Here is a 20575-nt window from a genome sequence, read left to right as displayed (position 1 = left end):
CGGCCGCCGGCCGGTCAGCCGGTCAGGCCCGCCTCGTACGCCAGGATCGCCGCCTGCACCCGGTTGCGCACCTCCAGCCGGGTGAAGATGCTGGTCAGGTAGCTCTTCACGGTGCCCTCGGTGAGGAAGAGCCGGCGGGCGATCTCGGCATTGGACAGGCCGGCCCCGACCAGCCCGAGCACCTCACGCTCCCGGCCGGTCAGCCCCGCCGTCCGGTCCCGCGCCGCCGGCACCCGCGCCATCCGCGCGCCGGTCAGCTCGATCACCCGCCGCGCCACCCGCGGCGACAGGTACGCCCCGCCCCCGGCGACCGCCCGCACTCCGGCGATCAGCTCCCGCGGGTCGCCCGACTTCAGCAGGAACCCGGCCGCCCCGGCGCCGAGCGCCCGGACCACGTACTCGTCCTCGCCGAACGTGGTGAGCAGCACCGTGGCCGTCCCGGGCAGCAGCCGGCGGATCTCCGCGGCCGCGGCGAGCCCGTCCAGCCTCGGCATCCGGATGTCCAGCAGGGCGACGTCCGGCCGGTGCGCGCGGGCCGCCTCCACCGCCGCCGCACCGTCCCCGGCCTCGGCCACCACCTCGATCCCCGGATCGGTGGCCAGGATCGCCCGCACTCCGGCGCGGATCATCGCCTCGTCGTCGGCGAGCAGCAGCCGGATCGTCCCGCTCATCTGTCGTACCGCTCCTTGCTGATCAGCCGGCCGTCGGCGAAGCAGAGCCGCCAGGCCGGCCGGGCCAGGGGGAAGTTCCCGTCGGTGTAGTACTCGCAGCGCGCGCCGCCGGCGGCGCCCGGGGCGTCCGGCGGCGGCTCGACCTGGCGGCGGGGCAGCCCGGCCAGCTCGGGGCGGGGGGTGCCGGGGCGCATCCGCTCGTAGCTGGCGCGGTCCAGCACCGCGCCGGCGGTGGCCACCGGGTAGTAGACCAGCGCGAGCGCCGAGGCGGCGGCGGCCGGCGCGGCGAGCGCCACCAGCAGGCTGCGCCGCACCCCGCGCCGGGCGTCCCGCAGCCGTTGCCCGGCGACGCTCGGCGGGCCCTGCCCGCCCTCCGGATCCGGCCCCCCGCCGGGCCACGGACGCGGGACGTGGCCGGGCCAGGGACGCCAGGCGCGGCCGGACCACGGATGCGGGACGTGGCCGGACCACGGACGCCAGGCGCGGCCGGGCGCCGGCCTGTGGGACGGCGGGGCGGTGGCCGGGCCGGCGGGGGCGTGGTCCACCGCGCGGGCGTGACCCGGCCCGGCGGGGTCCGGCACCGGGAAGCGGGCGCGGACCGCGAAGCCGCCGTCGGCCGCCGGGCCGGCGTCGAGGACGCCCCCGGCCAACCGGACCCGTTCGGCGAGCGCGAGCAGGCCCGAACCGTGCGACCGGGGGCCCGGCAGCGGCTCGTCCGGCGGCGCGTCGTTCGACACCCGCACCACCACCGCGCCGGCCGCGTCCGCCTCGACGACGACCGTCACCGGCGCGCTCGGGGCATACCGGGCGGCGTTGGTGAGCGCCTCCCGGACCACCCGGTGCGCCGCGTGCCCGACCATCGCCGGCAGCCCCGCGGCCTCGGGCGCGAGCCGCAGGGTCACCGCCATGCCGGCCTCGCGTGCGCCGTCCACCAGGTCGGCGACGCTCGCCCCGGCCGGGCCGGTGGCGGCCGGCTCCGCCGGCTCGCGGAGCACCCCGATGATCTCGTGCAGCCGTTCGGTCGCCCCGGCCACGCTGGCCCGCAGCTCCCCGGCCGCCGCCCGGTGCCGGGGATCGAGGTCGTCGGCCAGCTCCAGGGCCGCCGCGCGCAGCGCGACCAGGCTCAGCTCGTGGCCGAGCGTGTCGTGCATGTCCCGGGCGATCCGGGCGCGTTCCCGCAGCCGGACCCGCTCGGCGGCGCCCCGCTGCTCGCGTTCCAACGCCTCCGCGTGCTCCCAGCCGGCCACCACCAGCGCGTGCCGCTGCCGGCGGTAGTCGCCCACCAGCCAGGGGAACACCCCGGCGCCGAGCAGCACGCAGCTGAGCAGGAACCAGGTCGCCATGCCGGTGCCCAGCAACCCCAGGTGCAGCACCGTGCCGGCCACGGCCACCGCGGCGAACAATCCCACCACCCGACCGGTACGCGCGCCCCGCCGGCCGGCCAGGTAGCTGAAGGCCAGCAGCGCGAAGACGAAGTTGCCGTCGAACGCCGACCCGGCCAGCGCCAGCACCACCGGTGCCAGCGGCGCCCGCCGGCCGACCGCCACCGCCACCGCGAGCAGCAACAGCGACCCGGCCAGCAGCACACCGACGTACGGCTCGTACGGCGGGGTGAGGCGGGCGTACCCGACGGGGGCGGCGACCACCGCCCAGAGCAGCAGGTCGGACGACTCCCGACCGCTCCACCTACGCCACCAGCCCCGCACCGGGCCAGGCTACCCACGCCGGGCCGGGTCGGGCACCGACGAAAGTCAGGTGCTCAGCTGATCTCCTCGGCCCACGCCCGCCAGTCGTCCAGCACCCCGTACAGCTCGGGGGTGAGCCACCCCGGGGCGGACCGGCGGAACACGCCCGGGTCCATCGCCCCGGCGCCCATCGGCACCGCGCCCAGCAGGTTCGGCACCAGGTCGGTCAGGTTCGCCCAGTGCACCAGCTCCGGCTCGGCCGGCCAGGCGCCCAGCACCACCCCGGCCGGGACACCCCGCCGCTCCAACGCCTCCAGGGTCAGCGCGGTGTGGTTCAGGGTGCCCAGCCCGGCCCGGGCCACCACCACCGCGGGGATGCCCAGCGACACGGCCAGGTCGGCCACCGTCCACGGCTCCCCCGACGGGCGCAACCCCATCGGTACGAGCAGCCCCCCGGCCCCCTCGACGAGGACCAGGTCGTGCTTGTCGGCCTCCGCGCGGACCGCGTCGACGGCGGTGTACAGCTCCAGCGGCTCCAGCCCGGCCACCCGGGCCGCCGCCAGCGGGGCGAGCGGGTCCGGGAAGCTGGCCAGCGTCCGGCCGGTGAGCGGGGCGGCCAGCCGGTGCACCGAGTCGACGTCGCCGGGCTCGCCGGTGGCCGTACCCGTCTGGCCGGGTTTGATCACCGCGACCCGCATGCCGGCGGCCTGCGCCGCCGCGGCGACGGCCGCGGTCACCACCGTCTTGCCCACCTCGGTGTCGGTTCCGGTGACCAGCACCGGCCCCTTCCACGCGCTCACTGTCCCACCCCTCCTCACGGCGCTGGCCCTGGTTGTTCGCGACTGCGGGGCTCACAGAACCGGCTCACTCCTCGCGCTCATGATGCCGATCTGGTTCGCGACTGCGGGGCTCGCAAGACCGGCTCACTCCTCGCGCTCATGATGCGCAGGCCACGATGACGTCCAGGGCCCGTTCGAAGTCACGCCGGGGCACGCCGGCGTTGACCGTGAGCCGCAGCCGGGACCGGCTGTCCGGGGTGGACGGCGGCCGGAAGCAGCCCACCGCCACGCCCCGGTCCCGGCAGTCGGCGGCCCAGGCGGTGGCGGCCTCCGGGCCCGGCGCGGTCACCGAGACCACCGCGCCGTCCGGATCGGAGACGGCGAGCCGGGCGGCGCGCAGCCGGCGCACCGCCAGCGCCACCCGCTCGGCCAGCTCGGCGCGCAGGTCGTCGCCGGCCCGGGCCAGGCCCACGGCGGCGCGCACCCCGGCCACCACGGCCGGCGGCGGCGCGGTGTCGAAGATGAAGGTACGGCCGGTCTCGACGAGGTGCCGCACGAACGGCGCCGGGCCGGCCACCACGCCACCCGCCCCGCCCAGCGCCTTGGACAGGGTGGCGGTGACCACCACGTCCGACTGCCCGGCGAGCCCGGCGGCGGCCACCCCGCCGGCACCGGCGGGACCGGTGACGCCGAGGCCGTGGGCGTCGTCCACCAGCAGCAGCGCGCCGTGCTGGCGGGCCACCGCGTGCAGCCGGGCCAGCGGGGCCAGGTCGCCGTCGACGGAGAACACCGACTCGGTCACCACCACGGCCGGCCGGCCCGGGGCGGCGGCCAGCGCGGCGGCCACCGCGTCGACGTCGGCGTGCGGGGTCACCACGACCTCCGCGCCGGAGATCCGGCAGCCGTCGATCAGCGAGGCGTGGTTGTGCGCGTCGGAGACCAGCAGGGTACGGGGGCGCACCAGGCCCCGGACGGCGGCCAGGTTGGCCAGGTAGCCGGAGGAGAAGACCAACGCCCGCTCGGCGCCGAGCCAGTCGGCCAGCGCGTCCTCCAGCGCGTGGTGCGCGTCGGTCGAGCCGCGCACCAGCCGCGACCCGGTCGCGCCCAGCCCGTACGCCGACAGCGCCGCCACGGCCGCGGCGGTGACCTCGGGATGGACGGCCAGCCCCAGGTAGTCGTTGCCGGCGAGGTCGACCACCGGGTCGCCGGCGGCCCGCGGTCGCAGCCGGCGGGTCAGCCCCGCCTTGGCCCGCAACTCGGCGCGGCGGTCCAGGGCCGCCAGCCAGTCCGCCACGTCACCGCCTCCTCCGCGCCCGGTCATCCGCTTCCGCCGGGCGAAATTACCACTCCGCCGGATCGCTCCCGGCGTGGCGCGGAGCACCGGCCCGTCCGCAGGCACGCCGGCGCCGGCTTGACCTCAACCTCACTTCAGCTCGGAGGCTGCGCGGGTGAGAAGCGACCGAGGAACCCGCCTGCTGCGCCGCGCCCTGCGGCTCGCCGTACTGCTGGCCGCGGCCGACCCGGCGCTGCCACCGGCGGCCCGGATCCGGCTGGTCGACGGCCTGCCCGCGCCCGACCCGGAGGCCGTTTCCGCCCGTCAGCGGGCCTTGTAGGGTACGGGCCATGCCAGAGATTCTCGACCGCGCCCGCACCCAGGTGCTGGAGAACGGAGTCGGCCTCGACGAGGCCGGCGTCCTCGCCGTGCTGAACCTTCCCGACGAGGACCTGCCCGCCGCCCTCCAGCTCGCCCACGAGGTGCGGATGCGCTGGTGCGGCCCGGAGGTCGAGGTCGAGGGCATCGTGTCGCTGAAGACCGGCGGCTGCCCCGAGGACTGCCACTTCTGCTCCCAGTCGGGCCTGTTCACCTCGCCGGTGCGGTCGGTCTGGCTGGACATCCCCAACCTGGTGGCGGCGGCGAAGCAGACCGCCGCGACCGGGGCGACCGAGTTCTGCATCGTGGCCGCGGTGCGCGGCCCGGACGCCCGGCTGATGAAGCAGATGCGCGAGGGCGTCGCCGCCATCAAGGCCGAGGTCGACATCCAGGTCGCCGCGTCGCTGGGCATGCTCACCCAGGAGCAGGTCGACGAGCTGGTCGAGATGGGTGTGCACCGCTACAACCACAACCTGGAGACCTGCCGCTCCTACTTCCCGAACGTGGTCACCACGCACTCCTGGGAGGAGCGCTGGGAGACCCTGCGGATGGTCCGCGAGTCCGGCATGGAGGTCTGCTGCGGCGGCATCCTCGGCCTCGGCGAGACCGTCGAGCAGCGGGCCGAGTTCGCCGCGCAGCTCGCCGAGCTGGACCCGCACGAGGTCCCGCTGAACTTCCTCAACCCGCGCCCGGGGACCCCGCTCGGCGACCGCCCGGTGGTCGAGGGCAAGGACGCGCTGCGGGCCATCGCCGCGTTCCGGCTGGCCATGCCGCGCACCATCCTCCGGTACGCCGGTGGCCGCGAGCTCACCCTCGGCGACCTGGGCACCCGGGACGGCCTGCTCGGCGGGATCAACGCGGTCATCGTCGGCAACTATCTGACCACCCTGGGCCGGTCGGCCACCGACGACCTGAAGCTGCTCGACGACCTGAAGATGCCGGTCAAGGCGCTCTCCGCCACCCTGTGACGCCCGCCGTGACCGAGCCTTTCCCGACCGCGCCGGCCGCGCCGTGGTGCGACCGCTGCGGTACGGCCACCGGGGCCGGCGACCACGCGGCCTGCGCGGCGGCCCGGGCGCTCGAGCCCCCGCGCTACTGCGCCCAGTGCCGCCGTCGGATGAAGGTGCAGGTCCTGCCGGTCGGCTGGGCCGCACGCTGCGTCGAGCACGGCGAAACCCGCGGCTGACCGGAGCGTCGCCCGGTCGTCTCTCCGACGGCGGCCTCGGGGCGGCGGTACGGTGACGGCATGCTGGTCGATGAACCATCGAACGCGAGGCTCGTGCTCTCCGGCCGGGCCGTCACGCTGCGCCCGGCCACCGACGCGGACGTGCCGGCGCTGGCGCGCATCCGCACCCACCCGGAGGTACGCCGCTGGTGGCGCGGCGGCGACGACCTGGCCGGCGCGGTCCGGGCCGACCTCGACGACGACGAGCTGACCGTGTACGCCGTGGAGTTCGACGGCCGGGTCATCGGCGCGATCCAGTGGTACGCCGAACCCGACCCGGACTACCGCCACGCCAGCCTGGACCTCTTCCTCGACCCGGCGGTACGCGGCCGGGGCCTCGGCGGGGACGCCGTGCGCACGCTGATCCGGCACCTGATCGACCAGCACGGCCACCATCGGTTCACCATCGACCCGGCGGCGGCCAACACGGCGGCCATCCGGGCGTACGCGAAGGTGGGGTTCCGGCCGGTGGGCATCCTGCGCCGCTACGAGCGCGGGGCGGACGGCCGCTGGCACGACGGCCTGCTGATGGACCTGCTCGCCGAGGAGCTGGCGGACTGACTCAGCCGTCCCAGATCAGGTGGCCGTCGGGGAGGCGGCGGGCACCGTCGGCCGGCCGGTGCGGGGTGCGCCGCCCGTCAGGCATCAGGTGCTCGACCGGTACGCCCCGGCCGAGCACCGCCACGTCCGCGATCAGCCGCCGGTGGCAGCGCCACCACACGCTCTCGCTGCACATCACCGCCGTGGTCCGGTGCGCCGCGTCGGCGAGCACCTCCGTCAGCGCCGCGTCGAACTCCGCGGTCCGGGTGTACGCGGCGTACGCCCGGAACGCGGGCACCGTCCACCAGGTGTCCGGCTCCGGTTCCCCGGCGCGGACGTGCCGGCGGCCACCGAGGCGGGGCTCCCAGCGGTAGGCGATCCCCCGTTCGGGCAGCCAGCGTTCGAGCGCCTCTCGGCGTACGTCCGGGTTGGTGCGGCTGGCCGGGTACCGCCGCACGTCCACCACCAGCGCGACCCCCGCCCCACCCAGCACCTCCCCCAGCCGCTCGCGGTCCGCCGCCCCATGCCCCACCGTCACCAGCACCTCCCCAGGGTGCCCCGAATCTTGGCGAATCAGCGCTCGTACCGAACGCCAACTCGCCAAGATCTGCACACGGGCTGGGTCAGGAGGTGGTGCAGGGGGTTCCGTTCAGGGTGAAGGTGGTGGGGGTGGGGTTGGTGCCGGTGTGGGTGCCGTTGAAGCCGAAGCTGACCGACGCCCCGGGGGCGATCGTGCCGTTGTAGGCCACGTTGGAGGCGGTCACCGCGGTGCCGGTCTGGGTGATGTTCGCCGACCAGCCCGCGCCGGCCTTCTGCCCGGTGCTCGGGAAGGTGAAGGCGAGGGTCCAGCCGTTGATCGTCGTCGTGCCGGTGTTGGTGACCGTGATGTTCGCGGTGAACCCGGTGTCCCAGCCGCTGCTGACGTACCCGACGGTGCAGTTCCCGCCGGCCGGCGGGGCCGTCGTGGTCACGGTGACCGGCGCGGAGGCCGCGGAGACGTTGCCGGCCGCGTCCACCGCGACCACCGTGAAGGTGTACGTGGTGGCGGCGGTCAGCCCGGTCACCGCGAGCGTGGTGCCGGTGGTGGAGCCGACCAGGACGTTCCCGGAGCGGTAGACCCGGTAGCCGGTGACCCCCACGTTGTCGGTGGCCGGCCCCCAGGCGAGGGTGAGCCCGGTCGGGCCGACGGCCGAGGCGGTGGGGGCGCCGGGCGGGGTCGGCGCGGTGGTGTCCGGCGCGGGGGCGGCCGGGGTGGTCACCGTGACGGCGGGCGAGGCCGCCGACCGGTTGCCGGCACCGTCGCGGGCGACCACGGTGAACTGGTACGTCCGCTGCGGCGCGAGCCCGGTCACCGCCAGGCTGTTCGTGCTGGCCGGCAGCACCACCGGGTCGGCGCCGGCCTGGGTCCGGGTGACCTCGTAGCCGGCGAGGCCGCTGCCGCCGCTGTCCGTGGCGGCGGCCCAGGTGAGGGTGAGACCGGTGGCGGTGACCGCCGAGGCGACCGGGGTGCCGGGAGTGGTCGGCGCGGTGGTGTCCGGGATGGCCGGTCCCGGCTCCTCGCCCCAGACCCGCACGCCGCCGGAGTAGAGCGGCACCTTCCGGTTCGGCCCGGCGGTGGCCTGGTACGACGGGTCGTTGGTCGGGTCCCAGGTGCCGCCCTCCGGTACGCCGATCTTGAACTGCACCTCCATCCGGTGCTGCGACTGCCCGGCCGGGGCGATGGTGTACCCGGTGCAGTCGACCTCGACGTACCAGATGTCGCCGCTGAGCTGCTTGGCGGTCGACGGCGACGGGCAGCCCTGGGTGTAGCCGGGGGTGACGGTGACCGGGCCGGTGCCGTCGGGGCGGAAGTAGTAGCGGAACTTCCCGGTGGTCAGCGCGCGGGCCGGGAAGGCCGACTTGTTGTAGATGATCGCCTTGAGCCCGGTGGCCCGCGGTTCGGCCTGCATCACCGTGGTCTCCACGGTCAGCTCGTCCAGGTCCGGCCGCTCGGCCACCGGGAACCCGGCCAGCGGGCTGCCGCCGTACTCGTTGGTGAGCCGGGCCAGGGCGGAGGTGAAGCCGGCGTTGTAGTCGGTGGCCACCTCGTTCATCACGTAGTCCGACCGGCTGTCGGTGTACGCGTCGTTGGCCGAGGACGGCCCGCCGACCAACGCGCCGTAGAGCACGTGCCGGGTCTCGGTGGGTACGGTCTGGCTGTCCCACCAGGAGCCGTGCGCGGTGCGGTGGTGCGGGTTCTTCGGCGAGTTGGCGCCGAACCCGATGACGTAGCTGGAGTTGCGCGGGTTGTCGCCGAGCGCGTAGTTGATCTGCCGGACGGCGAAGTCGTGGTAGCGGGTCCGGCGGGTCGCGTCGGTGGTCCTGTCGCTGTAGACCAGCGCGGCGAAGGCGGTGTTGGCGGCGTAGCGCAGCGCGCCCCAGGAGTCGAGCACCGCCATCCCGCCGGGCGAGTACGGCACCCGCTGCCCGTTGACGCCGACGGTCCAGTAGTCCAGCCACCGGTTGGCGTCGTCGACGTACTTCTGCTTGCCGGTCAGGTTGGCCAGCAGCACGTACGCGCCGAACTGCTTGTTGTCCCAGGCGATCGTCCACTTGTAGGAACGGGTGGTCGACTGCGGCTCGGTGCCCAGGCGGTCGTACTCGGTCTCCGCCTTGGTCAGGTAGGCGGCGTCGCCGGTGGCCCGGTAGAGCCAGATGGCGCCCCAGACCAGCTCGTCGGTGTAGCCGCTCCAGGACTTGTAGAAGCTGGTCGCGTCGGTGATGCACTCGTGGTAGCTCTTGCGCACCGTGTCGGCAAACGTGTAGAGCTGCTTGGCGTGGCCGAGCAGCTTGTCGGCGTAGGCGGCGTCGGTGGGGCGGAACACCATGGACGACGCCGCCATCGCGGCCGCCGTCTCTCCCGCCAGGTCCGCGCCGCCACAGCTCGCATCGATCTTGTACGCGGGCCGCGTCATCGGCAGCACCTCGGCCGGCCCCCACCACTTGTGGTCGTCGTTGCCCTTGCCGACCTGTCCGTAGAGGACGTTCGGCGCGGGGTGCGCGCTGACGAAGTAGTCGTTGACGAAGCGCAGGTTGTTCAGCAGGTGCGGGAGTTGGCCGGAGGCGGCGTAGCCGTCGCGGTACTCGATCGCGCCCCAGGCCAGCATGGTCGCGCTGAACGCCATCGGGAAGCCGAACTTCACGTGGTCGCCCGCGTCGTACCAGCCGCCGGTGAGGTCGAGGCCGGCGTCGGCGCCGTCGGTGAGCGCCGAGTCGCCGCGCCAGGAGACCCGGTTCCAGGCGGGTTTCCGCCCGGACTGCTGCGCCTCGTAGAAGAGCAGCGACTTCTGCAGCGCCTCGGCGTAGTTGAAGGCCGGCGCGGCCGCGGCCTGCCCGCTGGCGGCGGTGACCGCGCCGCGGGTGGTGGCCCCGGCGGACGCGCCGGGGACGGCGACGGCCGCGAGGGCACCGACCGCCAGGGCGGCGACCAGGCGGCGGACCCGGGCCCGGCCGGGTGGCGGCGGAATCGGATGGGGCATGGCGAGCTCCTGTGGGTGGGTGCCGCACGGCAGCCCGGACCGGAACGACGTCGCGGTCGAGCTACCGGCGGCGGCGGTGGTGGTGGTGGGTGGCCACGGGGATGCGGGAGCGCTCCCATGGATGTTCGACAATGTAATAGGTTCGGCGTCACCTTGGGAAGGCGGCGGCTGCGGGTCCGCAGCGCCGCCGGACTTCTGTGCGTTACGCCGACACGCCGTGGAATCGGCCCGGGTTCGGCTTCGGCGTCAACTTCGGTCCGTCATGTTGTCGCAGGTCAGACCGAACGTCCGATGTCGCCGATCGGGTACCGCCGTGCGATCATGTGCCGTCACCGCTCCCGTTTCGGAGGATTCCTTATGCCACAGCGTCGGCACGTCGCGCGCCCGGCCCTCACCGCGGTCGCCGCCACGGCCTGCCTCGCCTTCGCCACCCCGGCCTGGGCGTCGAACACCGTCCCGCTCCACTCGGCGCACAAGGGCTCGACCGCGGCCGGCTTCAACCAGGAGTGCAACGACGAGCGGTTCGCCGGCCGGGGCACCGACCAGGACGGCTGGCACTTCGTCCTCCCGGGCGGCGCCAGCAGCTTCGAGACGCTCTCGCTGACCTTCAGCGACGGCACCGACCAGGTCGATGTCAAGATTCCGGACGCCACCGACGCGTACCCGGACCACCTCTACTCCACCGGCGGCAAGAACCCGCAGACCATCCACGCCTACCTGTTCACCCCGGCGGGCTGGACCCTGGTCGACGGCAGCGCCGTCATCAGCGGCACGGCGGAGCGGTTCAACCTGAGCCACACCTGCGCCGGCACCACGAAGCCGTCCCCGTCCCCGTCGGCGTCCCCGTCTGCGTCGGAGTCGCCGAACCCGTCGGAGTCGCCGAACCCGTCCGAGTCGCCGAACCCGTCCGAGTCGCCGGTGCCGTCGGAGTCGCCGTCCGAGTCCGAGTCGCCGAACCCGTCCGAGTCCGCCACGGCTACGGAGTCGCCGTCCGAGTCCGAGTCGCCGACCGGCTCCCCCTCGGAGTCGCCGACCGGCGGCGTCCCCGGCTCGCCCGGCTCGTCGGTCGGGGGCGGCGACGGCGGCGGTGACGGCGGCGGGCTGCCGCTCACCGGCGTGGCCGCGACCAGCATCGCGGTCACCGGCCTCGCCCTGATCGGTGGCGGCGTCGTACTGATGACGCTGCGTCGCCGCCGGGACAAGGTCCGCTTCACCAGCTGATCCCCGCACCACTGCACAACCGGCCGTCGGACCCCTGGTCCGGCGGCCGGTTCCGCGTTGGCGGGCGTGGATCACATAATCGGTGATCTTCGATCATAGACCCGGGTAACCGCAGCTCGAGGCAGGCCCGGCGCGGCACCGGCCACGCCAACCGGTGGACCGGCCGTCCTGGGATACGAGCGTACGGTTGCCCGCCCGATCGGCGACGCGCGACAGTACGCCACACCAGCGGTGCCATCGACGCCGCCGCTCCCTGGTCAACCCTGAGGAGATCGCGATGGCTCTCAGACTCGCCGACGGCACCGCCTGGGCCGACACCCTCGCCCGCGCCATGGCCGCCACGCCCGAGGCCTTCAGCACCGGGCCCGACGGCGTCAGCACGCTGCACAACCTGGTATCCGGACAGTGGCGGGCGGTCGGCACGCCCAGTCCGGTCCGTACCCCGGTCGACAACACCGTGCTGGTCAACCTGCCCCGGGTGGACGCCGACACCGCGCGGGCCGCCGTGGCGCACGCCGCCGTCGCGCACCGGGACTGGGCGGCCACCGACCTGGCCGACCGCAAGGCCCGGGTCAACGACGCCCTCGACGCGCTGACCGCCCACCGGGACCTGCTCGCCCTGCTGCTGGTCTGGGAGATCGGCAAGCCGTGGCGGCTGGCCTGCGCCGACGTGGACCGGGCGCTGGACGGCGTGCGCTGGTACGTCGGCGAGATCGACCGGATGCTCGCCGACGGCCGCGAGCCGCTGCCCGGCCCGGTCAGCAACATCGCCTCCTGGAACTACCCGATGAGCGTGCTGGTCCACGCCGAGCTGGTGCAACTGCTCGCCGGCAACGCGGTCATCGCCAAGACGCCGTCCCAAGGCGGCGCGGTCTGCCTCACCGTGGCGCACGCGCTGATGCACCGCGCCGGGCTGCCCGCCACCCTGCTCTCGGGCAGCGGGGAGGAACTGTCCGAGGTGCTGGTCCGGGCGCCGGAGGTCGGCGCGGTGGCCTTCGTCGGCGGGCGGTCCAACGGCGGCAAGGTGGCCGCCGCGCTGCTCGACACCGACAAGCGGCACTTCATCGAGCAGGAGGGCTTGAACGCCTGGGGCATCTGGGACTTCTCCCAGTGGGACCTGCTCGCCGCGCACCTGAAGAAGGGCTTCGAGTACGGCAAGCAGCGGTGCACCGCGTACCCCCGGTTCGTGGTGCAGCGCGACCTGGTCGACCAGTTCCTCGACATGTACCTGCCGGTCGTCCGCTCGGTCCGGTTCGGGCATCCCCTCGCGGTGGACGGGACCTGGTCGGCCGGCGACCCGCTGCCCGAACTGGACTTCGGCCCGCTGATCAGCGCCGCCAAGGCCGACGAGCTGCGCCGCAAGGTCGACGAGGCGGTCCGCGGCGGCGCCGTCCCGCTGCACCGGGGCCGGCTCGACGGCGCGCCCTTCCTCGACGGGCAGGACACCTCCGCCTACGTGGCGCCGGCGGTCCTGCTCGCCCCGCCCGGCCGGTCCCGGCTGATGCACGCCGAGCCGTTCGGCCCGGTCGACACCATCGTCGTGGTGGACACCACCGACGAACTGCTCGCCGCGATGAACGCCTCCAACGGCGCGCTGGTCGCCTCGCTCGCCTGCGACGACGAGGACCTCGCCGGCAAGCTGGCGGTCGACCTCCAGGCGTTCAAGGTGGGCATCAACAAGCCGCGCTCCCGCGGCGACCGGGACGAGCCGTTCGGCGGCCGGGGCGCGTCGTGGAAGGGGGCGTTCGTCGGCGGGGACCTGCTGGTGCAGGCGGTCACCGTGGGCGGCGACGGCCGGCTGTACGGGAACTTCCCCGACTACAGCAGCTACCCGGCGACCTGAGCCCGCGCCGGCCGGGCCCGGGCCAGGTCCGGCCGGCGCTCGGCCGGGCGGCCGCCGGCGACAAAGGACAGGGCCCCCGCACCGGGGGCCCTGCCGGCGTACCGTCCCCCGCACCGGAGGTCGGCCCTGGTGTCGCCGGTGACCTCGTTGTCACCCCGCGTCGGTGTGGGTCCCGCCGGACGGCGGGACCGGGGTCTCAGTCGGCCCGGGCCGCGGCGTCCGCCGGCCGAGGCGCCCGCGCCGGGCCGGCCAGCGGGACCGTCACGGTGAGCAGCGAGCCGTCCCGCTCGATCGGGGCCGGCCGCGCCAACCGGCGTACGGTGCGCAGCATCGGGGTGTTATCGGCCTGGACGTGCAGCAGCACGGCGGCGATGCCGACCCGGTCGGCGTGCCCGAGCAGCCGGCGCAGCAGCGCCGAGCCGAGCCCACGCCGCTGCCAGTCGTCCCGGACCAGCAGGGCGGCCTCCGCCTCGTCGCCCTCGCCGAGCAGGTTGGCCATCGCCACCACCCGCTCCGCCGCGCCGGCGGTGGCGGTGGCGGTGGCGGTGGCGGTGGCGGTGGCGGTGGCGAGCAGGGTGAGCCCCCGGGCCGGGTCCAGCAGCCGGCGCAGCCGTTCCGGCGACGGCCGGGCCGCGCCGCTCAGGTAGCGCCGCTGCACCGTGCGCGGCGAGCACCCGTCGTGCAGCTCGACCAGCCCCGGCAGGTCGTCCGGGGTGGCGGGGCGGACCACCACCTCGGCCGAGTCGGGCAGCACCAGGGTCACCCGCTCGGCGTCCCGGCGGGTCACCGCGGCCGACAGCTCGGCCAGCGCCTGCGCCCGGGCGTACTCGGCCGGGGTGAAGCTCGGCTCCCGCCGGGCCAGCCGGTACGACCCGCCAGCCGGGTCGGCCAGCAGCATCGTCGACCCGCCCACCCCGGCGGACGCCCCGGCCGGTGTCGGCCGCCAGCTCACGTCGTCCGCGCCGAGCAGGGCGTGCAGCGCCGCCCCGGTCGCGTCGGGGTCCCGGACCAGCCGGGTGGCCAGGGCCAGCACCCGGGTGGGTTGGTCGACCAGCCCGCGCGCCTCGCTGCGCGCCACCCAGCAGTCCCGCCCCCGGCCCCGGTCGACGGCGGCGACCAGCTCCGCCTCGCCGAGCGCGTCGGGCGCGTCGACGAGAAAGTCGTCGACGGCTCCCGCCTCGGTCGTGTGCACCTGCACGGTGAGGATGTTCACCCCACGCAGCGCGAGACTCGCCGTGAGGACCGACAGGTAACCCGGCCGGTCGTCCACGGTGGCTCGGATCCGCCACAGCGTCATGTCCGCTCCCTTCCTCACCACCGACCCTGCCGGCGGCCTGTTGCGCCCCCGTTGCCCGCGGGTGAAACGGCGGGACGGGTCAGGTGACGTTGGTCACCGGCGGGGCGTCCACCAGGTCGAGCCGGTCGCCGAGGATGACCGCGCCGGCCCGGACCAGCTGGGCGAGCCGGTCGACCTCGATCGAGTGGAACGCGGCGGCGGTCAGCGGCTCGCCGTGCTCCCGGGCCACCACCAGGACCAGCCCGGCCCGGCCGAACGGGGCGAGCGCGTAGTGGGTGCCGTCCCCGGCGGTCAACGTGCGGGCCCGCAGCGGGGTCACCTCGGGCAGCACCGGCGGCTGCGGCGCCCGCCAGCTCGCGTGCGCGACGCTCGCGCTGCCGCCGGCCCGGGACGCCCAGTCCAGGGGTACGACCGCGGCCACCGCCCAGTCGGCGGCGAGCAGCCCGGGCACCGCGTCGACCAGCGTGGCCACCCCGTCGGCGGGGTTCGCGGCGATCTGGGCCAGCAGCTCGGCGTCCTGGCCGGTGGTGGTCGGGGCGCCGATCGCCCGCCACACCCCGTCGACGCGTACGCCGGGGATGGCGGCGAGGCCGGCCATCAGCCGCTCCACCCGGGCGGCCCCGGGCCAGACCACGGTGAAGTCGTCCACCGCGCGCCCGCCGAGCCGTTCCAGGACCACCACCTGGACGATGTCCGCGCCGGACACGCCGAGGGTACGGGCCACCTGGCCGAGCGTGCCGGGTCGATCCGGCAGGGTCACCCGAACTCGCAGCAACATGTGCGTCCCTCCGCTCGGCGGCCGGCGCGTGACGGCCGGCAGGCTGGGTCCCAGCCTGCCGCGCGCCCATTTCGTCCCTGTTGCGGCACCGTGACCCGCCGGTCAAATCCGACCTTGACAACAAAGCTGAGCTGCCATCAACTAATCGGATGACCGATCCGGCCGTCGACGCGCTCCGGCCGGGAAACCAGCCGGCCACCCCGGCCCGCCCGGCCGCCCCACACCAGCCCTCCGGCACCGCCCCGGAGCGGGTCGACGCGCCGTCCGGCGGTCCGGCCACCGCCCAGGAGCAGGGCAGCGCACCGCCCGGCGGCCCGGCCACCGCCGCCGAGCAGGTCGACGCGCCGCCCGCCGTGCGCGGGGGCCGGGCCGGGGAGCCCGCCGACGTGCCGCCCGCCACGCGGGGTGGCGTACCGAAGGGGCTCGACCTGGACCGGCTCGCGGCCTACCTGGCCGAACGCCGGCCGGAGCTGGTCGGTGGTCCGCTGACCGCAACGCTGATCGCCGGCGGCAAGTCCAACCTGACCTACCTGCTGCGGGACGGCGACCGGGAGCTGGTGCTGCGCCGCCCGCCGCTGGGGCACGTGCTGGCCACCGCGCACGACATGGCCCGGGAACACCGGGTGATCACCGCGCTGGCGCCGACCGCGGTGCCGGTGCCGGCGGCGCTGCTGCTCTGCGCCGACCCCGCGATCATCGGGGCGCCGTTCTACCTGATGGCGAAGGTCGACGGCAGGGTGCTGCGCAGCCGGGTGCAGACCGACCCGCTCACCGCCGGGCAGCGCCACGACCTGGCCATGGCGATGATGGACACGCTCGCCGCGCTGCACACGGTCGACCCGGCCGAGGTGGGGCTGGCCGACTTCGGCCGCCCCGACGGCTACCTCGGTCGGCAGGTGCGCCGCTGGGCCGGGCAGCTCGAGAAGTCGCGCAGTCGGGCGCTGCCCGGGGTCGAGGAGCTGCGCGACGCGCTCGCCGACAGCGTGCCGGAACGGGCCGACGCCGGGCGCGTGGTGCACGGCGACTTCCGGCTGGACAACCTGCTGACCACCACCGACCCGGTGGCGGTCCGGGCGGTGCTGGACTGGGAGATGGCCACCCTCGGCGACCCGCTGGCCGACCTGGGACTGCTGCTGACGTACTGGGACGTGCTGGGCGACAGCGACCTCGCCGAGGGCAACCCTGTCGCGGACGGCCTCGGCCCGCGCGCCGGCTTCCCCACCGGGGCCGATCTGATCGACCGGTACGCCGGCCGCAGCGACGTCGACGTCGGGCCGCTGCACTGGCACGTGGCGCTCGGCTGTTTCAAGCTCGCGGTGATCTGCGAGGGCATCCACTACCGGCACACCCTCGGGCAGACGCTCGGCGGTGGCTTCGACCGGATCGGCGAGCTGGTCGACCCGCTGGTCGAGCACGGCCTGCACGCCGTCAGGGAGCGATGATGGACTTCGCGTACGACGCCCGCACCGAGGAGCTGCGCGAGCGGCTGGCGGCGTTCCTCGCCGAGTGCGTGTACCCGGCCGAGCCGGTGCACGCCGCGCAGGTCGCCGCCGCCGGGGACCCGTGGGCCCGGCCGCCGGTGCTGGACGAGCTGAAGGCCGAGGCGCGGGCCCGGGGGCTGTGGAACCTCTTCCTCCCCGACCCGCGCTACGGCGCCGGGCTCACCAACCTCCAGTACGCCCCGCTCGCCGAGCTGACCGGGCGCAGCCCGCACCTCGCCCCGGAGGCGTGCAACTGCGCCGCCCCGGACACCGGCAACATGGAACTGCTCGCCGAGTTCGGCTCCGAGGCGCAGCGGGACCGCTGGCTCAAGCCCCTGCTGGACGGGGAGATCCGCTCCGCCTTCTGCATGACCGAGCCGGAGGTGGCCTCCTCCGACGCCACCAACATCGCCACCCGGATCGAGCGCGACGGCGACGCGTACGTGGTCAACGGCCGCAAGTGGTGGTCGTCCGGGGCGATGGACCCGCGCTGCCAGATCCTCATCGTGATGGGCAAGACCGACCCGGGCGCCCACCGGCACCGCCAGCAGAGCATGATCCTGGTCCCCCGGGACACCCCCGGCGTCACGGTCCGCCGCGGCATGACCGTCTTCGGCTACACCGACGGCGCGCACGGCGGGCACGCCGAGATCGACTTCACCGACGTACGGGTGCCGGCGGCGAACCTGGTGGGCGCCGAGGGCGCCGGGTTCGCCATCGCCCAGGCGCGGCTCGGGCCGGGGCGGATCCACCACTGCATGCGGCTGGTCGGGATGGCCGAGCGGGCCCTGGAGCTGATGTGCGGGCGGGCGCTGGAGCGGGTCGCGTTCGGCCGGCCCCTCGCGGAGCAGGGCGTGGTCCGCGAGTGGATCGCCGAGTCCCGGGTGCGCATCGAGCAGGCCCGGCTGCTGGTGCTCAAGACCGCCTGGCTGATGGACACCGTGGGCAACAAGGGCGCGCACACCGAGATCCAGGCCATCAAGATCGCCACCCCGGCGATGGCCGAGTGGGTGATCGACAAGGCGATCCAGGTCCACGGCGGCGCCGGCGTCAGCCAGGACACCCCGCTAGCCGCCCTCTGGGCCCAGACCCGCACCCTCCGCCTCGCCGACGGACCCGACGAGGTCCACAAATCCTCCCTGGCCAAACGCGAACTCCACCCCCGAACCTAACCCCCACCCCACCCCCGCCCGCCCGCGCCCGGAGGAGGCGGTTGATCAAGGAGTTTGCGTCACGACACGCCGGTGCCGTTGACCCAAACCCCTTGATCAACGAGGAGAGCGGGCGGGAGGCGCGGGTGGGTTGGGGTGGGGGTTAGGCGGAGGTGCGGTGGATGAGTTTGGTGTCCAGGAGGATGTGGGGGGTGGGGAGGGCTTCGCCGCGGATTCTCGCCACCAGGAGTCGGGCCATCTGGCGGCCCATCTCCTCCACCGGCTGGAAGACCGTGGTCAGCGGCGGCTCGGACTGACGGGCGATCGGCGCGTCGTCGAAACCGACAAGGGCCACGTCCTCGGGCACCCGGCGGCCCAGCTCACGCAGGGTCCGCAGCGCGCCGAACGCCATCAGGTCGGAGGCGGCGAAGACGGCGTCCAGGTCCGGACGCAGCTCCAGCAGCCGCCGCATGCAGGCCGTGCCACTGCCCTCGCTGAAGTCCCCGTACGCGATCAGGTCCGGATCCACCGGGAGCCCGGCGGCCCGCACCGCCTCCTGGTAGCCGGACAACCGGGCCAGGCCGGCGCCCATGTCCTGCGGCCCGGCGATGGTGGCGATCCGCCGCCGGCCCTGCGCGAAGAGGTGCTCCACCGCCTGCCGGCCCCCGCCGACGTTGTCCATGTCGACGTAGTACGCCGGCTGCGCGCCGGGTTGCAGCATCCGGGCCGGCCGGCCGCCCAGCACCGTGGGCAGCCCCCGCTCCTCCAGCAGGGTGGGCAGCGGGTCGGCGTCGTGCAGCGACAGCAGCAGCACCCCGTCGACGTGCTGGTTGGTCAGGTGGTGCTCGACCCGCTCCCGCTCGATCGGCGACTGCACCATGGCCAGCCAGAGCTGCATCGGGGTGTCCAGCAGCCCGGAGCTGACGCCCCGGACGATGCCGGCGAAGAACGGCTCGGTGAAGACCCGCTCGCCGGACTCCGAGACCACCAGCGCCACCGAGTCGGTCCGCTGGGTGACCAGCGCCCGGGCCGCCCGGTTGGGCACGTACCCCAGTTCGGCGATGGCCTGCTGCACCGCGGCCCGGGCCTCCGGGCTCACCTGGGGCGAGCCGTTGACCACGCGGGATACCGTGCCTCGCCCGACACCGGCGCGTGCGGCGACCGCGTCGAGGGTCGGGCGCCCGAGTGACCGGGTGCGCTGCGTTGTCATCGTCTGCTCCTCCGACGTCGGACTGCCCGGCACCATGATCGGCGCTGGTGCCGGGCCGTCCGTTACTGGTCTCCCGCCTATTGTGCGGCCAGACCGTTACGCCGGATCACCTCGGCATACCACCGGGCGCTGGACTTGGGGATCCGGGCCTGGTCGTCGTAGTCGACCCGGACCATCCCGAACCGCTTCGTGTACCCCCACGCCCACTCGAAATTGTCCAGCAATGACCAGGCGAAGTACCCCTTGAGCGGCACCCCGGAATCGATCGCGGCGTGCGCGGCACGCAGGTGCGCGTCAAAGTATGCCAACCGGTCCGCGTCGTCCACCCGACCGTCCACCACCGCGTCGACGAACGCCGCGCCGTTCTCGGTGACGTAGATCGGCAGGTCGGTGTACTCCCGGTGCACCCGCTGGAGGGTCTCCAGCAGCCCCGGCGCGTCGATCTCCCAGTCCATGTCGGTGACCGGGATGCCCCGGCTCACGAACCGGACGTCCTCGCTCCCCGGCCAGCAGGACGGCCCGGGCTCCGCCGGGCCGGTCCCGGCGGACACCACGTGCCGGGTGTAGTAGTTGACCCCGACCTGGTCCAGCGGGGTCGAGATGATCGCCAGGTCGCCGTCCCGGACGTGCCCGAAGTCGGTCACCCCGCGCAGGTCGGCCCGCAGGTCCGTGGGGTAGGACCCGCGCAGGATCGGGTCCAGGAAGAACCGGTTCATCAGCCCGTCGATCCGCCGGGCGGCGTCGGTGTCGGCCGGCGAGTCGGAGACCGGGGTGACCGGGTAGAGGTTGACCGTCACCCCGAGCTGCGCGCCCGGGCGGGACGCCCGCACCGCCCGCACGGCGAGCCCGTGGCCGAGCATCAGGTGGTGCCCCGCCCGCACCGCGTCCGTCCCGTCGGTACGGCCCGGCGCGTGCACCCCCGCGCCGTAACCGAGGAACGCCGAGCACCACGGCTCGTTCAGCGTGGTGAAGTGGTTCACCCGGTCGCCGAGGGCATCCCCGACGAGTTGGGCGTAGTCGGCGAACCGGCCGGCGGTGTCCCGCGCCGGCCAGCCGCCGGCGTCCTCCAGCGGCTGGGGCAGGTCCCAGTGGTAGAGGGTCAGCCACGGCTCGATGTCGTACGCCCGCAGCTCGTCCACCAGCCGCCGGTAGAAGTCCAGGCCGCGCTGGTTCGCCGGGCCCGAGCCGTCGGGCTGCACCCGGGACCAGGAGACCGAGAACCGGTAGGACTTCAACCCCAGGTCGGCCATCAGCCGTACGTCGGCCGGCATCCGGTGGTAGTGGTCGCAGGCCACGTCGCCGGTGTGCCCGGCCACCGTCCGCCCCGGGGTGTGGCTGAACGTGTCCCAGATCGACGGGGTCCGACCGTCCTCGGCGACCGCTCCCTCGATCTGGTACGCGGCGGTGGCCGCGCCCCAGAGGAAGCCGGGCGGGAAGGTGAGGGCGGCCGAGCCCTCGTCGAGGAGCCCGACACCCGGTGGGCTGGCTGGGTTACTCACTGATCCACCTCTGCTCGCGACTGCGG

General features: G+C 74.9%; 18 protein-coding genes. 8 read left to right on the top strand and 10 right to left on the bottom strand.

What is annotated here, in order from left to right; all coding sequences use genetic code 11:
* Positions 1-14: 14 nt before the first annotated feature.
* From AB0H57_RS01860 to AB0H57_RS01845, 4 genes are all read right to left on the bottom strand, one after another.
* The gene (locus tag AB0H57_RS01860; RefSeq protein ID WP_357501581.1) at positions 15-671 is read right to left on the bottom strand and encodes a response regulator transcription factor; all 657 of its coding nucleotides are present in this window, start codon (positions 669-671) and stop codon (positions 15-17) included.
* Complete coding sequence (locus AB0H57_RS01855; RefSeq protein WP_357501579.1) at positions 668-2377, bottom strand: histidine kinase; 1710 nt, start codon at positions 2375-2377, stop codon at positions 668-670. The genes AB0H57_RS01860 and AB0H57_RS01855 overlap by 4 nt, the downstream gene beginning before the upstream one ends.
* Positions 2378-2430: 53 nt before the next feature.
* Positions 2431-3135, bottom strand: coding sequence for a dethiobiotin synthase (bioD, locus tag AB0H57_RS01850; RefSeq protein ID WP_357501719.1), 705 nt, complete (start codon positions 3133-3135; stop codon positions 2431-2433).
* A 157-nt stretch (positions 3136-3292) separates the two neighbouring features.
* Positions 3293-4429 carry an 8-amino-7-oxononanoate synthase gene (locus AB0H57_RS01845; protein WP_357501577.1) on the bottom strand — a complete coding sequence of 379 codons (1137 nt, stop codon included), beginning with the start codon at positions 4427-4429 and terminating at the stop codon, positions 3293-3295.
* Positions 4430-4583: 154 nt separating this feature from the next.
* Here AB0H57_RS01845 and AB0H57_RS01840 point away from each other — a divergent pair, with 154 nt between their 5' ends.
* From AB0H57_RS01840 to AB0H57_RS01825, 4 genes are all read left to right on the top strand, one after another.
* Positions 4584-4748: a hypothetical protein gene (locus tag AB0H57_RS01840; protein WP_357501575.1), complete on the top strand. Its 165-nt coding sequence runs from the start codon at positions 4584-4586 to the stop codon at positions 4746-4748.
* Positions 4749-4758: 10 nt separating this feature from the next.
* On the top strand, positions 4759-5754 hold the full coding sequence (bioB, locus tag AB0H57_RS01835) for a biotin synthase BioB (RefSeq protein ID WP_357501573.1): 996 nt from the start codon (positions 4759-4761) through the stop codon (positions 5752-5754).
* An 8-nt stretch (positions 5755-5762) separates the two neighbouring features.
* Complete coding sequence (locus tag AB0H57_RS01830; protein ID WP_357501571.1) at positions 5763-5972, top strand: hypothetical protein; 210 nt, start codon at positions 5763-5765, stop codon at positions 5970-5972.
* 93 nt (positions 5973-6065) lie between these two features.
* Positions 6066-6572 carry a GNAT family protein gene (locus tag AB0H57_RS01825; RefSeq protein ID WP_357501717.1) on the top strand — a complete coding sequence of 169 codons (507 nt, stop codon included), beginning with the start codon at positions 6066-6068 and terminating at the stop codon, positions 6570-6572.
* A 1-nt stretch (position 6573) separates the two neighbouring features.
* Here AB0H57_RS01825 and AB0H57_RS01820 read toward each other — a convergent pair whose 3' ends face one another.
* Positions 6574-7089, bottom strand: a complete 516-nt coding sequence (locus tag AB0H57_RS01820; RefSeq protein ID WP_357501569.1) for a DUF488 domain-containing protein — start codon at positions 7087-7089, stop codon at positions 6574-6576.
* A gap of 85 nt (positions 7090-7174) precedes the next feature.
* Positions 7175-10069, bottom strand: coding sequence for a glycoside hydrolase family 9 protein (locus AB0H57_RS01815; RefSeq protein ID WP_357501567.1), 2895 nt, complete (start codon positions 10067-10069; stop codon positions 7175-7177).
* 357 nt (positions 10070-10426) lie between these two features.
* Between AB0H57_RS01815 and AB0H57_RS01810 the strand changes: the two genes are divergently transcribed.
* A complete protein-coding gene (locus AB0H57_RS01810; protein WP_357501565.1) occupies positions 10427-11290 on the top strand; it encodes an LPXTG cell wall anchor domain-containing protein in 864 nt (287 codons plus the stop codon).
* A gap of 277 nt (positions 11291-11567) precedes the next feature.
* Positions 11568-13133: an aldehyde dehydrogenase family protein gene (locus AB0H57_RS01805; protein ID WP_357501563.1), complete on the top strand. Its 1566-nt coding sequence runs from the start codon at positions 11568-11570 to the stop codon at positions 13131-13133.
* Positions 13134-13329: 196 nt separating this feature from the next.
* Here AB0H57_RS01805 and AB0H57_RS01800 read toward each other — a convergent pair whose 3' ends face one another.
* Both AB0H57_RS01800 and AB0H57_RS01795 read right to left on the bottom strand, forming a co-directional pair.
* On the bottom strand, positions 13330-14430 hold the full coding sequence (locus AB0H57_RS01800; protein WP_357501561.1) for a GNAT family N-acetyltransferase: 1101 nt from the start codon (positions 14428-14430) through the stop codon (positions 13330-13332).
* 79 nt (positions 14431-14509) lie between these two features.
* Positions 14510-15208, bottom strand: a complete 699-nt coding sequence (locus AB0H57_RS01795) for an amino acid-binding protein (RefSeq protein ID WP_357501559.1) — start codon at positions 15206-15208, stop codon at positions 14510-14512.
* Positions 15209-15357: 149 nt separating this feature from the next.
* Between AB0H57_RS01795 and AB0H57_RS01790 the strand changes: the two genes are divergently transcribed.
* Positions 15358-16650 (top strand): phosphotransferase family protein, encoded by a 1293-nt coding sequence (locus AB0H57_RS01790; protein WP_357501557.1) that lies wholly within the window; start codon positions 15358-15360, stop codon positions 16648-16650.
* On the top strand, positions 16650-17861 hold the full coding sequence (locus tag AB0H57_RS01785) for an acyl-CoA dehydrogenase family protein (protein ID WP_357501555.1): 1212 nt from the start codon (positions 16650-16652) through the stop codon (positions 17859-17861). Before AB0H57_RS01790 ends, AB0H57_RS01785 begins: the two co-directional genes overlap by 1 nt.
* 142 nt (positions 17862-18003) lie before the next feature.
* Here AB0H57_RS01785 and AB0H57_RS01780 read toward each other — a convergent pair whose 3' ends face one another.
* Both AB0H57_RS01780 and AB0H57_RS01775 read right to left on the bottom strand, forming a co-directional pair.
* Positions 18004-19050 (bottom strand): LacI family DNA-binding transcriptional regulator, encoded by a 1047-nt coding sequence (locus AB0H57_RS01780; RefSeq protein ID WP_357501553.1) that lies wholly within the window; start codon positions 19048-19050, stop codon positions 18004-18006.
* A 77-nt stretch (positions 19051-19127) separates the two neighbouring features.
* On the bottom strand, positions 19128-20549 hold the full coding sequence (locus tag AB0H57_RS01775; RefSeq protein ID WP_357501551.1) for a GH1 family beta-glucosidase: 1422 nt from the start codon (positions 20547-20549) through the stop codon (positions 19128-19130).
* Between the last annotated feature and the right edge of the window lie 26 nt (positions 20550-20575).

The organism is Micromonospora sp. NPDC050686, assembly GCF_040654475.1.
Classification (GTDB): domain Bacteria; phylum Actinomycetota; class Actinomycetes; order Mycobacteriales; family Micromonosporaceae; genus Micromonospora.
This window is presented reverse-complemented; position numbering and strand designations above follow the sequence as displayed.

Coding starts and splice junctions, on each gene's coding strand:
- AB0H57_RS01800 (WP_357501561.1), bottom strand. CDS start 14,430: ATGACGCTGTGGCGGATCCGAGCCACCGTGGACGACCGGCCGGGTTAC.
- AB0H57_RS01795 (WP_357501559.1), bottom strand. CDS start 15,208: ATGTTGCTGCGAGTTCGGGTGACCCTGCCGGATCGACCCGGCACGCTC.
- AB0H57_RS01810 (WP_357501565.1), top strand. CDS start 10,427: ATGCCACAGCGTCGGCACGTCGCGCGCCCGGCCCTCACCGCGGTCGCC.
- AB0H57_RS01805 (WP_357501563.1), top strand. CDS start 11,568: ATGGCTCTCAGACTCGCCGACGGCACCGCCTGGGCCGACACCCTCGCC.
- bioB (WP_357501573.1), top strand. CDS start 4,759: ATGCCAGAGATTCTCGACCGCGCCCGCACCCAGGTGCTGGAGAACGGA.
- AB0H57_RS01815 (WP_357501567.1), bottom strand. CDS start 10,069: ATGCCCCATCCGATTCCGCCGCCACCCGGCCGGGCCCGGGTCCGCCGC.
- AB0H57_RS01785 (WP_357501555.1), top strand. CDS start 16,650: ATGGACTTCGCGTACGACGCCCGCACCGAGGAGCTGCGCGAGCGGCTG.
- AB0H57_RS01780 (WP_357501553.1), bottom strand. CDS start 19,050: ATGACAACGCAGCGCACCCGGTCACTCGGGCGCCCGACCCTCGACGCG.
- AB0H57_RS01790 (WP_357501557.1), top strand. CDS start 15,358: ATGACCGATCCGGCCGTCGACGCGCTCCGGCCGGGAAACCAGCCGGCC.
- AB0H57_RS01860 (WP_357501581.1), bottom strand. CDS start 671: ATGAGCGGGACGATCCGGCTGCTGCTCGCCGACGACGAGGCGATGATC.